This window comes from Brackiella oedipodis DSM 13743, assembly GCF_000621025.1.
In the GTDB taxonomy this organism is placed as follows: domain Bacteria; phylum Pseudomonadota; class Gammaproteobacteria; order Burkholderiales; family Burkholderiaceae_B; genus Oligella; species Oligella oedipodis.
Genome location: NZ_KK211205.1, coordinates 131,383 through 145,615, shown reverse-complemented (window position 1 = coordinate 145,615; position 14,233 = coordinate 131,383). Strand labels below are relative to the sequence as shown.

The 14,233-nt window shown below is 47.8% G+C and carries 10 protein-coding genes; 4 read left to right on the top strand and 6 right to left on the bottom strand.

The genetic code is table 11. From position 1 onward, the window contains the following. Positions 1-135: 135 nt before the first annotated feature. The 3 genes from Q335_RS0103975 to Q335_RS0103965 all read right to left on the bottom strand — a co-directional run bounded on the left by Q335_RS0103975 (position 136) and on the right by Q335_RS0103965 (position 3,433). Positions 136-1,443 carry an aminotransferase class III-fold pyridoxal phosphate-dependent enzyme gene (locus Q335_RS0103975; protein WP_028357531.1) on the bottom strand — a complete coding sequence of 436 codons (1,308 nt, stop codon included), beginning with the start codon at positions 1,441-1,443 and terminating at the stop codon, positions 136-138. A gap of 74 nt (positions 1,444-1,517) precedes the next feature. Continuing rightward, positions 1,518-2,027, bottom strand: a complete 510-nt coding sequence (gene ssb / locus Q335_RS0103970) for a single-stranded DNA-binding protein (RefSeq protein WP_028357530.1) — start codon at positions 2,025-2,027, stop codon at positions 1,518-1,520. 176 nt (positions 2,028-2,203) lie between these two features. Then, a complete protein-coding gene (locus tag Q335_RS0103965; protein WP_028357529.1) occupies positions 2,204-3,433 on the bottom strand; it encodes an MFS transporter in 1,230 nt (409 codons plus the stop codon). Positions 3,434-4,071: 638 nt separating this feature from the next. Between Q335_RS0103965 and uvrA the strand changes: the two genes are divergently transcribed. Next, on the top strand, positions 4,072-6,966 hold the full coding sequence (uvrA, locus tag Q335_RS0103960) for an excinuclease ABC subunit UvrA (RefSeq protein ID WP_038369365.1): 2,895 nt from the start codon (positions 4,072-4,074) through the stop codon (positions 6,964-6,966). Between the two features lie 156 nt (positions 6,967-7,122). Here the strand turns inward: uvrA and Q335_RS09155 are convergent, their stop codons facing one another. Then, the gene (locus Q335_RS09155) at positions 7,123-9,576 is read right to left on the bottom strand and encodes a penicillin-binding protein 1A (RefSeq protein ID WP_038369363.1); all 2,454 of its coding nucleotides are present in this window, start codon (positions 9,574-9,576) and stop codon (positions 7,123-7,125) included. Positions 9,577-9,701: 125 nt separating this feature from the next. Here Q335_RS09155 and Q335_RS0103950 point away from each other — a divergent pair, with 125 nt between their 5' ends. The 3 genes from Q335_RS0103950 to Q335_RS0103940 are packed head-to-tail and all read left to right on the top strand — an operon-like array spanning position 9,702 to position 12,505. After that, the gene (locus Q335_RS0103950; protein WP_028357527.1) at positions 9,702-10,244 is read left to right on the top strand and encodes a shikimate kinase; all 543 of its coding nucleotides are present in this window, start codon (positions 9,702-9,704) and stop codon (positions 10,242-10,244) included. Then, positions 10,241-11,323: a 3-dehydroquinate synthase gene (gene aroB, locus Q335_RS0103945; protein WP_028357526.1), complete on the top strand. Its 1,083-nt coding sequence runs from the start codon at positions 10,241-10,243 to the stop codon at positions 11,321-11,323. The genes Q335_RS0103950 and aroB overlap by 4 nt, the downstream gene beginning before the upstream one ends. A gap of 33 nt (positions 11,324-11,356) precedes the next feature. Next, positions 11,357-12,505, top strand: coding sequence for a deoxyguanosinetriphosphate triphosphohydrolase (locus Q335_RS0103940; RefSeq protein ID WP_156929885.1), 1,149 nt, complete (start codon positions 11,357-11,359; stop codon positions 12,503-12,505). Between the two features lie 103 nt (positions 12,506-12,608). Here the strand turns inward: Q335_RS0103940 and lysA are convergent, their stop codons facing one another. Together lysA and Q335_RS09150 are read right to left on the bottom strand one after the other, a co-directional pair. Further along, a complete protein-coding gene (gene lysA, locus Q335_RS0103935) occupies positions 12,609-13,904 on the bottom strand; it encodes a diaminopimelate decarboxylase (protein ID WP_028357524.1) in 1,296 nt (431 codons plus the stop codon). Next, the gene (locus Q335_RS09150) at positions 13,898-14,176 is read right to left on the bottom strand and encodes a hypothetical protein (protein ID WP_156929884.1); all 279 of its coding nucleotides are present in this window, start codon (positions 14,174-14,176) and stop codon (positions 13,898-13,900) included. Before Q335_RS09150 ends, lysA begins: the two co-directional genes overlap by 7 nt. Positions 14,177-14,233 lie beyond the last annotated feature (57 nt).

Sequence of the window (14,233 nt, the reverse complement as noted above, 5' to 3'; positions counted from 1 at the left end):
TGCCAACGCCCCCTTCACTTAATAGGCAGTCTGGCATTACAGAGACTCGCTTAACCTAGATAAATAAAAACCCAAGCACGCATTGCGTACTTGGGTGAATGAATGACAGTGCTCTACAACTCGTCTAATGAGCGCCTAGGCTTGCGCAATGGCCGCGTCGAGCACTTTAAGGGCCTTTTGTAATTCTTCGCGAGAAATAATCAATGGTGGCGCTACATGAATACGATTCTCTGCTACTAAAGGCAAGACCCCTTGTTGGTAACAATAGTCCTTGATTTTGTTCATGCGTTCTGCAGGCAGTTTTTGTTTGCTTTGTTTGTCGGCCACAAACTCAATCGCCCAAAATAGGCCAAGTCCACGAACTTCACCGATAATATCATGCTTTGCCGCCAACGCTTGGAGGCTAGGAGCGAGCACCTCTGTGCCCAACTGGGCGGCATTTTCGACAACTTGGTGCTTTTCCATGGCTTCTATGTTTGCCGTAATCGCCGCCATGGCCAAAGGGTGACCAGAGTAAGTTAGCCCACCCGGATAGAATTTGTCTGCGAAATATTGCGTGAACTTCTCGGACATAATGACGCCACCGCCAGGCACATATCCACCGTTGACGCCTTTAGCAAAGGTAATTAAATCGGGCGTCACATCAAAATGCTCAAGGGTAAGCCATTTGCCGGTACGCCCAAAGCCTACCATGACCTCGTCCATAATAAACATGATGTCAAATTCGTCGCATAGCGCTTTGACACCCTTCATATAGTCTTGTGGTGGTCGAATGACGCCATAAGAACCCGGCATACTTTCGAGCAAAATGCAGGCAATCGTTTGTGGCCCCTCGGATTCAATCACACGACGCAGATACCTGAGGGCACTCTCGCACTCCTGCTCGTCGCTGGTGGCGCCAAAGGCTGAGCGATAGGTATACGTGCTAAAAAAGTGCACATGGTGCAAGGCATATTCGTTTGGAAAACGGCGGTTATCTCCCGTCGCTTGAATGGCCGCGCCCGTATTGCCGTGATAGGAATAATACGAAGATAGTACCTTATGGCGACCTGTGTAGAGGCGACACATGCGAATAGCATTTTCGATCGCATCGGCTCCGGCATTAGTGAAGAATACTTTGTTAAAGCCTTGTGGGGCATGTCGTAACACTGCTTGTGCAGCTTCAGCACGGGCCTGATCAGCATAAGATGGGGAAATCGTGATTAACTGCTCAGCTTGTTTGATGATTTTTTGTAGGACCTCAGGGTGTTGATAACCCATATTGGTATTGACCAGTTGGCTAGAGATATCGAGGTATTGTTTGCCCTCGAAGTCCTCTAGATAACAGCCATGTCCCGTCTTAAAAGCCAGCGGTTTAAATTGATCTTGTACCACCCAACCATGAAACACATGCTCTAGATTGGCTTGCACTACGGCTTGATTGCTGCTTGCTGCTGTTGCCATGACATCTCCTTTTTTGTGTAAGTATTCTTCTTATAGTAAAGCTATTTAGAGTGACTTGATATGAGCGTTTTTATTTAGAAAGGTACATCATCTTCTGGCATATCGGCGCTGGTTACATCGGGTACACCGGTTCTGTTGTTACTACGCTGATTATTACGATTAGACGTATTGTCAAAACCGCCATCATTGTATGATGAACCAGATGAATAATCGTCATAGTTTGGCGCCGAAAAATCCGCGCTACTATCGCGACTACCACCTAGCATTTGCATTTGTTCGGCAACGATTTCTGTGGTCCAACGATCCGCGCCATCACGGTCTTGCCATTTGCGCGTTTGTAGACGACCCTCAATATAGACAGGTCGACCTTTTTTGAGGTATTGGCCTGCAATTTCGGCAAGGCGGCGGAACATAACGACGCGATGCCACTCGGTATTTTCGCGGTTTTCACCACTGTTACGATCCTTCCAATTGAAACTAGTAGCGATACTTAACGTGCATACGGCAGCACCATCTGGGGTGTAACGCATCTCTGGGTCACGACCTAGGTTGCCCACTAAAATGACTTTATTGACTGAGGCCATAATTTATATCCTAAAAATTAATCTGTAATGATTGCTATTGTAAATAGTTTAACAAGCAAATGGGTCTCGATCACCCATATAGCGCTTTGCGATTGCCACGCTGTTATTATGCAAAAAAATGACGTAAGCAAACTACAGAGCGGGCGTTTTTGTCCAGGCAGAATTAGAGGCAGACCTTAGGAATTCACTACATTTTTGATATTGAAAGCGATAATAAACCATAGCAACGCTACGACAGCGGCTAAGCCAAACACGTAATGCACCTCAAAGCGAGCCGCCATCAGGCCGCCCATGGCACCGCCTGCGGCCACCCCTAAGGCTTGCGCCATATTAAAAAAGCCTAAGGCCAGCCCTTTGTGTTCAGGTGGGCAGGCACGGGACACCATAGACGGTTGCAAAGCCTCTAAGACGTTAAAGGCCACAAAATACAAGACTAAACAGACGATAAGAGCGCTTAAGTGCTGACTAAAGAAAGGCATCAGCGCCAATACCACGATGAGTAAAGCAACGCTGCCTAATAAGCCTTGACGATGCAAGTAGCGCGTTTCTATGAAAAAGATAACCGGCACCATCAAGATAAAGGCCAGTAGCATGACGGGTAAATAGATTTTCCATAAATCACCCGTACCTAAATGACTCAAGTGCGTGATGATACTAGGCAGCACCACAAACATAGCCATCATGCCAAAATGCAAACTGAACACCCCCATATTGAGGCGAAGCAAATTAGTATTTTTTAGCACCTCTGCGGCTTTAGTATTGCCCATGGCTCGCCCCTGTATAGCTTGGCTTGGCACACGAAAGGCGGCGATTAATAAGCAAATGACACCAATCCCACTAATGGCCCAAAACAGTCCTGTTAGGCCTGCCCAACGCACAATCAGTGGTGATAAAACCAGCGAAGCCGCAAAGGAGATACCAATTGAGACCCCCGCCATGGCCATGACTCGAGAACGCACTTCTGGACGGGTGCTATCGGCAATCCAAGCGGTAATAGCGGCCGAGACCGCACCAAAACCCTGAATGGCTCGACCCACAATGACCCAATGAACACTGGCACTCAAGGCACAAATAACCCCACCCACAATAAATAACAACATGCCAATCACCACAATGGCTTTGCGACCAAAGCGATCTGAGGCCATGCCCATAGGGATTTGCATAATGGCTTGGGTTAAACCATAGGCGCCAATAGCCAGTCCAATCAGGAAAGGATCTTGCCCACCTCTTAAGATATGAGCCGCTTCTGCAAACACAGGGGTCAATAAAAACAACCCCAACATACGCACGGCAAAAAGAAATGCCAGACTTAACCCTGCCTGACGTTCCTGTGTCGTCAGTTTGAGGCGCGGTTTTCGGGAAGAGCGAGAAGCAGATTGTGAATCTTGGTGAACATGAGTAGCCATAATCAAACAGTAAAAACGACTTTAGATGACGTGCCTTTGTATAAATTGGATTCAGACGCCAAGTAAGTTATAGTTATAGATTGGTTGTTATTTATTATACTATGTCGGCAATTTTTCTTAGCGGCCGAGTCTTTTGCCAAGCCACACCTGAGACGTGTGGATCTGGTGCTAGGGCGGTGGTAGGCGCTCGCTTGCCGTCTTAGGTGCATAGTCTCTTAAGATTCTACTATTAAGGTTCTGGGATGAGCTTTAGGGGCTTTAGGGGCTTTATGACTAGAAGATTTGGGGTATAAGAGGTTAAGGGTTTAAGGTTAAAGGCTTCACAGTTGAACTCGCTACGTCCAGCTTGAGGCGAGTCGCTTTGAGGACTGACCGTATAACCGTAGCACATGGGTTCGCTTCCAACACGCTAAAGTAAGTCACCGAGTCGACGAATTGTATTGTTTTTACCCCTATGCCAAGTTCACCTTAAGCGGTCTCACAGAAGGGCCCTATGACACCTATGAGCTTACACCTGATACCAAAGATCTAAATGTGGCAAATATCCATAGAGCGTTACAAACAGCGTAGGCGTTTAGCTTACACGGAGCAAACCTCATCCTAAGATCATCGACCTATTTCTAAAAGAGTCACCTTTTATGCAATCGAGTTCTGTTAAGCCGCCTCGCAAAGATATTATTCATATCCAAAATGCCCGTACGCATAATCTCAAAAACATCACTTTGGATTTACCACGGCAACAATTAGTGGTCATCACAGGCAAATCGGGTTCCGGCAAATCCTCACTGGCATTTGACACCCTTTACGCCGAAGGGCAGCGTCGCTATGTGGAGAGTCTGTCGACCTATGCACGGCAGTTTTTGCAACTCATGGACAAACCCGATGTCGACCTGATCGAAGGCCTTTCTCCGGCCATCGCCATCGAACAAAAAACGGCGGGTCGCAACCCACGCTCGACTGTCGGTACCACCACCGAGATCCATGATTACCTCCGTTTACTCTATGCACGAGCGGGTACGCCTTATTGCCCGATTCATCATGAACCACTCCAGGCCTTTAGTATTTCACAGATTGTCGATGCCGTGATGGCCATGCCCGAGCAAAGCAAATTAATGCTACTGGCTCCTATCCCCTTAGAAACGCCCGCAGCACTACCAAGCGTCATCGATGATTTACAAGCCCAAGGGTTTATTCGCATTCGTCTCAATCAAGAAGTCATAGAGCTGGATCAAGCGATGCATAGGGTCTTCTCAGATACTGATTGTGAACATTTAGAAGTCGTTGTCGACCGCTTAAAAGTCCGTGCTGATAATCAACAACGTCTGGCCGATAGCCTCGAGACAGCGGTACAAATCGGCCATGGTCGCGTCAAAGTCCTCGATCTCGATCATGACAAGCTCTTAAGCTTTTCGACCCTACCCGCCTGTGCGCATTGTGATTATCACATTCCCAATATGGAGCCACGGCTCTTTAGTTTTAATAATCCCATGGGCGCTTGTGAATGCTGTGGTGGGATGGGCGAAGTCGAGGTATTTGATCCCCAAAAAGTCGTAGCCTTTCCTGAGCTGAGCTTGGTCGATGGTGCAATCAAAGGTTGGGATCGGCGCAATCTCTTTAGCTTAAAGCTGCTCAATAGCTTAGCGGTGCATTATGACTTTGACATAGAGGCGCCGTTTGAACGCCTTCCCAAAACCATTCAAGACATTATTTTGTACGGTTCAGGCACTGAAGAAATCGATTTTTTATACCTCAATAACAAAGGCTCAAGCACACTTAAGCGTCATACCTTTGAAGGCATTATTCCGAATTACGAACGGCGTTGGCAGGATACCGATAATCAAGCCGTCAAAGAAGAACTCAGTCGCTATCGTACCACTATTGAGTGCCCTGAGTGCCACGGCGCCCGCTTGCGTGAGGCCGCGCGCCATGTGTTTATTGGTCAAGCACCGCGCCAGGATGGAGGCCAGGGCTTGGCAATCTATGAGGTTGAGGCGCTGCCTTTAAATGAAGCCTTAGACTGGTTTGAAAACCTTGAGTTAAGTGCGGCAAAGCAAACCATTGCCATGCCGATTCTTCGCGAAATTATGAGTCGTCTCGCTTTTTTAAACAACGTCGGTCTCAAGTATTTATCATTAGATCGACGCACCAATACCATCTCGGGAGGTGAAGCACAACGCATCCGACTGGCAGGTCAGATTGGTTCGGGACTAAGCGGCGTCATGTATGTGTTGGATGAGCCTTCTATCGGGCTTCATCAACGCGATAACGATCGCCTGATTCAAACCTTGTGCCAATTACGCGATATTGGTAATAGTGTCATTGTGGTAGAACATGATGAGGATATGATCAAAGCCGCCAATTATGTGGTGGACATGGGGCCAGGTGCTGGTGAGCATGGTGGTCAAATCATTGCACAGGGTTCACCCACAGAAGTTATGCAAAACAGCCAGTCCTTAACGGGTGCCTATCTAAAAGGCGACTTGCAAATCCTGCAAAAGCAACATCGTCCTGTTGACGCCGATGCCGTACCCTGGCTCCAGTTAAGTGGCTGTAGCGGTCACAATCTCAAACATGTCGATCTCTCACTGCCGCTACAACGTTTAGTCTGTGTCACGGGCGTTTCAGGATCTGGTAAATCGACCTTAATTAATGATACTTTGGCGGCCCTTCTCGCTCGCGAACTCAATCGCGCTAAGCTCACCCCCGCCCCTTTTAAACAAATTCAAGGCTTAGAGGCTCTGGATAAAATTATCAACGTTGATCAAAGCCCTATTGGTCGCACACCGCGTAGCAATCCTGCCACCTATACAGGCATGTTTACGCCTATTCGTGAGCTTTTTGCTAGCACGGCCGAAGCCCGCGCTCGCGGCTACGATTCGCGACGTTTTTCTTTTAATGTCAAAGGTGGGCGCTGTGAGCACTGCCAAGGTGACGGTGTCATCAAAGTGGAAATGCATTTCTTACCCGATGTCTATGTCCCTTGCGACGTCTGTCATGGCAAACGCTATAACCGCGAGACCTTAGAGATTCGCTATCGAGGACTAAACATCAGTGAAGTCTTGGAGCTCACTGTCGAAGAAGCTCTGCCGTATTTCGATGCCGTGCCCGCAATAGAGAAAAAACTACAAACCTTGATGGATGTGGGACTAGGCTATATTCGTTTAGGTCAAAGCGCCACCACCCTTTCGGGGGGTGAAGCCCAGCGCATTAAGTTGTCGCAAGAATTATCCAAACGCAGCACAGGCAATACCCTGTATGTGTTGGACGAACCCACCACTGGATTGCACTTTGCTGATATTGATCTTTTGTTACAAGTGCTCAATCAGTTAGTGGACAAAGGCAATTCTGTAGTGGTCATCGAACATAATCTGGATTTAATTCAAAACGCTGACTGGATTATCGATATGGGACCTGAAGGCGGTAGTGGCGGTGGGCAAATTATTGCTACCGGTAGTCCAGAGCAGATCGCGGCAACGCCTAATAGCCACACGGGTCACTACCTCAACAAACACCTACAGCGTCATCATCGTTGAATTAAGCGAGCACTGTGCACCCCGCCTTGCTAACCGTGCTTCATTACCGACAAGATAGAGCGTCTGCACATGTCTAGAAGCTCTAAGACGCCCTAAGAAGATAAAAAGACTACCTAGCCACAAAAAAACCACCTTAAACAAGGTGGTTTTTTTAGTTTAGAAGCGGATAGGTGGGCCACCCAATGGATTGAAGTTATCAATGGCTTTATTGACTGGATCATTTTGCGGTTGATAACTTGGGGCGGTTGGCACCGTAAAGCTAGGTTCAGACGGTTTGACGCCAACATTCATAATAGCTTTGCCCTTAGGGAACTCGTCATAATAATAATTACCATCGACTTTGCTCAAGCCTTTAGGCATAGCAGGCACCTTGGCGACAGGTACACCCTTCAGGGCTTTTTGCATATAAGAAATCCAAATCGGCATCGCCACTCCACCGCCTGTCTCACGATCACCGAGTGAGGCCGGATGATCAAAGCCCATCCAAGAGATACCCACTAAAGAAGGCGTATAACCTGCAAACCACGCATCAAAGGATTGATTGGTAGTGCCGGTTTTACCGTGTAAATCAGAGCGTTTCAGCGTACCCGTAATACGTGCGGCGGTCCCTGAGGTGGCTACCCCATGCAATAATTCATTCATGAGGTAGGCCGTACGTGGATCGATAATGCGATTTTTTTCGTCACCGGCTTTGGCTGGATGCGCTTGCATTAAGACCTTACCGTTATTGTCGGTGACATGATCAATAATATAAGGATCCACCAAGTAGCCGCCATTTGCAAAAGCGGCATAACCTGTCGCCATCTGCAACATTGTGACATTACCTGCACCGAGCGCCATGGTTAAATAAGCTCGTTTGGAGGGTTGATTCTTTTTGTCAAAACCAAAACGGGCCACAAAGTCTTGGGCGAAATCAGCGCCAGCCGCTTGCAAGACCCGAATCGAAATCATATTACGCGATTGATACAAACCACGACGCAAGGTTTGTGAGGCGGTAAAACGCCCACCATAGTTCTTCGGTGTCCAAGGTTTGCCGCCGGTTTGTTTGGCGCTTAAGACAAAAGGCTGATCCGAGACATTGGTTTCTGGCGTCAAGCCCCGCTCTAGCGCCGCGGCATAGACAAATGGCTTAAAGGTGGAGCCGGGTTGGCGCCAAGCTTGTGTGACTCGATTGAAGTCTCCACGTTTGAAATCAAAGCCCCCAATCATAGATTGGATCGCCCCATCTTGACTGTGCATGGCCACAAATGCGCCTTCGACCGTAGGTAGATTGACAATGCGCCATTGATTAGCTTCTTTGGCTTTAAAGCGCTCTAAGTACACGACCGAACCACGCTTAATTTGACGTGAGGCAGGCGCTTTGGGATTGAGCGCCCGGCGCGCAACATTCAGACCATCACCGCTAATCTCGTAGACTTGCTCTGGATCGCGCATAACGACCACTTTATTGGCTGAGGCTGAAAGAACCACGGCACCAATAATGCTGTCACTATCAGGAAATTCATTGTGGGCTTTATCGAGAATCTCTGCGATTTGATCTGGATCTTGCTCTACCCCTGCAGGTAAATCCACATGCCCTGCGGGCCCTGGATAGACCTTACGCCGCGTATAGGCCAGCACGCCCTCGCGCACAGCGTTATAAGCATAACGTTGGTCTTTGGAGTTGACAGTGGTATAGACATTGAGGCCACGCGCATAAACATTGTCTTTGTAGACGTTATACATCAATTGACGCGCTAACTCAGAAACGTATTGACCGTGCGTGGCATATTGTTTTTCTTCGTCTTGATCCATTGGATCCGCACGTTTACGCACCTTGATTTCTTCGTTTAGGGCTTGATCGTGTTGCGCTTGATTAATGAAACCCAAGCTCAACATGCGTCCCAAGACGTATTCTTGGCGACGTTTAGCGCGTTTCAGATTGGATCGTGGGTTATTAATCGAAGGCGATTTAGGAATACCCGCCAAGATCGCCGCTTCGGCTAAGTCAATATCTGACAGCGGCTTACCAAAATAAGTCCGCGCAGCGGTTGAGAAACCATAGGAATGGTGGCCCAAATAAATCTGATTCAAATACAATTCGAGAATTTGATCTTTGGTGAGATTTTGCTCGATTTTATAAGTCAATAAGAGTTCGTAGAACTTACGGACAAAGGATTTTTCGGAACTCAAGTAGAAGTTACGCGCCACTTGCATGGTAATCGTACTAGCACCTTGGGCTTTGGCACCAGACACTAAGTTGGCTAACACGGCGCGACCAACACCGCTCCAATCTACCCCACCATGCTGATAGAAGCGATCATCTTCGGCAGCAATCATGGCTTTTTTGAGGACATCCGGAAACTCATCAATACGCAAAACATTGCGCCGCTCTTCGCCGTACTCGGACAATAGCAGGTTATCGGCGGAATAAATGCGTAGCGGCACCCGCGGCCGATAATCGGTCATGACCTTGAGATCGGGCAGATTAGGCCATACCAAACTGACAGCCAACACTAAGCAGATGAGGCCACAAATGCCAATACCTACACAGAAGAAAATGGTCTTTAGGAGAAATCGTCCCAACCAGGACACGGGAGAATTTGTGGAAGCTTTTTTAGTTTCGCTCATTCGATTTGCGTATCAATAAAGAAATTTAATAGCCTATCTTAATGCTGCCTGATCTTTGATCAGCGTAAAGCCATATAATAAGATAATATTTTTGCTAACTAGTATTAAAACAAATTTTTAGGCAAATGACAGATATAAGTACCTTACCCTCGGAGAAGCCGATTATTTTGATCGGGATGATGGGAGCAGGCAAAACCACGGTTGGGCGATTTTTGGCAAAAGCCCTAGCGCGTGAGTTTATAGACCTAGACCATGCGATTGTAGAGCGTTGTGGCGTAAACATTCCAACCATTTTTGATATAGAAGGTGAAGAAGGTTTTCGCAAACGCGAACACAGTACCCTGCAAGCCGTGATACAACAACCTAATCTTGTACTGGCGACTGGCGGTGGTGCTATTTTAGCGCAACCCAATCGCCAATTGTTAGATCAGCATGGCATCGTTATTTATTTAAAAGTCGATATTAGCGAACTTTGGCGTCGCGTCAGTCGCGACAAAAATCGCCCTCTACTACAAACCGCCCAACCTCGTAAAGCCCTGAAAAAACTCATGGATCAACGCAGCCACCTCTATGAATCGGCCGCGCACTACACCATAGAATCAAAAACGCACTCAGCCCATCATGTGGTCGAACAAATTAAACAACAATTAGCCCAGGAAACAGTATGAGTTTAGTACGTGTGCATACGCCAAGTGGTCAATATCCCATTCATATCGAACAAGGTAATTTGCCGAACCTCGCCCAGCTGGTACCCAGCAATACTAGCGCGATAATTTTGATAAGTAACCCGACCGTCTATGATTTATATGGCGCCACGGTAGAACAAGCCCTTCAAGCTATCCAAAAGCCTCTCTATAGCTTGCAAATTCCCGACGGTGAACAATACAAAAGCCTCGCCACACTCGAGACGGTCTATCAATTCATGCTCGAAAAGCAGTTGGATCGACATGCTGTGTTAGTGGCTTTGGGTGGCGGTGTCGTCGGTGATCTGAGTGGTTTTGCAGCAGCGACCTATATGCGTGGCATTCGTTTTATTCAAGTGCCCACCACCTTATTGGCACAAGTGGACTCCTCTGTCGGCGGCAAAACCGCCGTCAATCACCCTCTTGGCAAAAATATGATCGGGGCGTTTTATCAACCGATTGCGGTACACATCGATACAGCGGTCCTCAAGAGTTTGCCCGATCGGGAAATCGCCGCGGGTTTGGCCGAAGTCATTAAATACGGCATGATTTTGGATGCGGGCTTTTTCCGATGGTGTATTCGCAATGTGCAGTTATTGCGGCAACTCGATCGCGAGGCCATTATTTACGCCGTTAAACGCTCCTGCGAGATCAAAGCCGATGTGGTCTCTAAAGACGAAAAAGAAGCCGGCATGCGGGCGTTTTTAAATTTTGGTCACACCTTTGGTCATGCCATCGAAACTGGCCTGGGCTATGGGGCCTGGCTGCATGGCGAGGCTGTCGGCTGTGGTATGGTACAAGCGGCTGAACTCTCGCATTTGGTATTTGGTCTGAGTCGCAACAATGTCGAAGAAATTCGCGATTTAGTCGCGGCTATTGGTTGTCCTACCCTAGCCCCTAATCTAGGCAATGAGCGTTGGTTGGCACTAATGATGCATGACAAAAAAACACTCAACCAGAAACTTAAATTTATTTTATTAGAGGCCATTGGTCAGGCCAAAATTACTGAAGTCCCCAAAGAGGCTCTGCTGGACGTCCTCAACCGTACTGTCTGCACCGCTTAGCGCTTAGCGAGTCTGTTTTTTAGAGATAGCCTTATGACATTTTCTACTCATCCTGCACTGTGTGAATTAGCCCCCTATGCCAGTCACCCCAAAAACAGTTTGGGACGCATGCATGCGGAGGTGAGTGATCCTAATCGTAATCCTTTTCAGCGCGACAAAGATCGCATTATTCATTGCAATGCCTTTCGCTTGCTGGAGTACAAAACTCAGGTGTTTGTGAATCACGAGGGTGATTTATTCAGAACTCGTTTGACGCACAGTCTTGAGGTTGCCCAGATCGGCCGGGCCATTGCGCGCAACCTGCATATTAACGAAGACCTCACTGAGGCCATTTGCTTAGCTCATGATTTGGGACACACGCCCTTTGGCCATGCTGGTCAAGATGCACTGAACCATGTGATCAGGGAGTTAGCGCCAGAAATTGGCGGCTTTGAACATAATCTACAAAGCCTCAGAATCGTGGATCATCTAGAGGAGCGGTACGCTGAATTTAATGGGCTCAATTTAAGTTTTGAGACACGTAGCGGCATTTTAAAGCACTGTTCACGAAGCTGTGCCGAGCAATTGGGGGCCGTGGGTGAGCGATTTTTGCATAATCAACGCCCTAGTCTAGAAGCGCAAATCGCCAATTTAGCCGATGAGATTGCTTATAACAATCACGATATTGATGATGGCTTGCGTTCAGGCCTCATTACCCTACAGCAAATTAGCGAGATACCGATTTTCGCTGAGCATTATGAACATGTGCTAGAGACTTACCCAGCACTCAAGGGCAAGCGCCTGATTTACGAGACCATTCGGCGCATGATCAATACCCTCATTGTAGATGTCACCACGAATACCTTGCAGAATATCCAAACCGCTGGCGTACAAACCCATCTGGATGTGCCGCATGCGAAAACACTAGTGGCGTTCTCAGATCATATTCGCCAACAAGAAGATGAACTCAAGCATTTTTTGATGCACAATCTCTATCGGCATTACAACGTCTATCGCATGTCCAATAAAGCCAAGCATATTATTCATGAGCTTTATCGTGCTTTCTTAGATAAACCAGCACTGCTACCGCCTGAGTGGGTCTTCAAAGACCAGGCCATACAAGCTCGAGCGATTGCCGATTATATTGCGGGTATGACCGATCGTTATGCGATTCGTGAATACAAACGCATTTTTGAAATCTAAACAACACCGCTACATAAAGCTAAGGGCGGTCTGAACCGCCCTTAGCTTTTTGTCCTTATGGTGAGGTTTCGAGTGACTTAAGTGAGTCTAAACACTAGCTGGACTAAACATTAAGCCCTTGCTCAGCGGCACAAATATCCTCAAGCGTCTCGCGACGTCGAATCAAATGACAGTGTGCGCCGTCAACCAATACCTCTGGGGGGCGCGGCCGAGAGTTATATTGACTCGACATGACAAAACCATAAGCACCACAGGATTCGATGGCTAATAAATCATGATCCTGCAAAGCCAGTGGCCGTTTTTTCGCAAACCAATCACCACTCTCACACACAGGGCCCACCACATCATAAGGGCGTGCAGTTGCTGTGCTCTGGGTTACAGGCAAAATGCCGTGATAGGCTTGGTACAGCGTAGGACGCAGCAAATCATTCATGGCCGCATCAACGATGGCAAAATTGCCATCCGCTGTGTGTTTGAGAAATAAGACTTGTGTCAGCAAGACCCCCGCATTCCCCACAAGTGAGCGACCAGGTTCAAAAACCACTTGTAAATGACCTAGGTCCGCTGCCTGCAGTTTGGCAAACACTTGATCGGCCAGCGCCTTCGGTGCGGGTGCTTGCTCGTCACGATAGCGAATGCCCAGGCCACCCCCCAAATCCAGGTGTTGCAACGCAATACCACGCGCACGCAATTGCTGTACGAGCTCGATAAGATGCGCCAGTGCATCTAAATAGGGTGCAATCTCTGTAATTTGTGAACCAATATGGCAATCGACCCCTATGATTTGCAAATGCTCCAGCCGCTGCGCTTGCTCATAAGCTGCCAGAGCTTGATCCATAGCAATGCCAAATTTATTGCCTTTAAGGCCGGTCGAGATATACGGGTGGGTTTGAGCATCGACATCGGGATTAATGCGCAAAGAAATGGGGGCTTGCAGGGCCATTTTTTGGGCGACGGCATTGATAAACTCCAGCTCCGGAATAGACTCCACATTAAAGCATTTAATGCCGGCTTTGAGCGCAGCCTCTATTTCCCAAGCTTGTTTACCGACCCCAGAAAATATAATTTTGCGGGCATCTGCCCCGGCTTGTAGGGCGCGTTGCAATTCACCGCCAGACACAATATCAAAGCCACTACCCCATTGCGCAAATAACTGTAAAACGGCTAAATTGGAATTGGCTTTCATACCATAGCAAACCATGACATTATGACTTTGCATAGCGTCTTGATAACGCTGCCAGGCGTGTGCTAGGGACGCCTTAGAGTAAACATAGACTGGCGTACCATAGCTTTCGGCGATAGACTGCAGGGATACGTCTTCAACATACAATCGCTGTGCTTGATACCTAAAAAAAGGAGCGGCCACTGGATTCGGGCCGTCGGCTTGCGTAGCTACCATGGGGTTGCATCCTTAATTTCTTCGAGTTCTTGAATGCGCTCTGGGCTGAGATGCTCGCGCTGGCGTAGTTCCTTACGGGCTTGTGCCGCCGCTTCTTTTCGTTTTTGGATACGGGCTTCTTTTTCTTGGAGTTTTTGGCGCTGTTGCTCCGTTGGATAGTATGGCAGAGCCTTGTAGCCACAAGCGCTCACTAAAAACGTCAGGCTCAATAAGACAGCCATGGCGCGCCAAGCTGTGGTCGACCTGAGAACATGGGTGTTGGTAACTTTCAAACAAAACTCCCTTATACTTATAATATAAAGTACAAATAATTAAGATTTTTGAGGCAA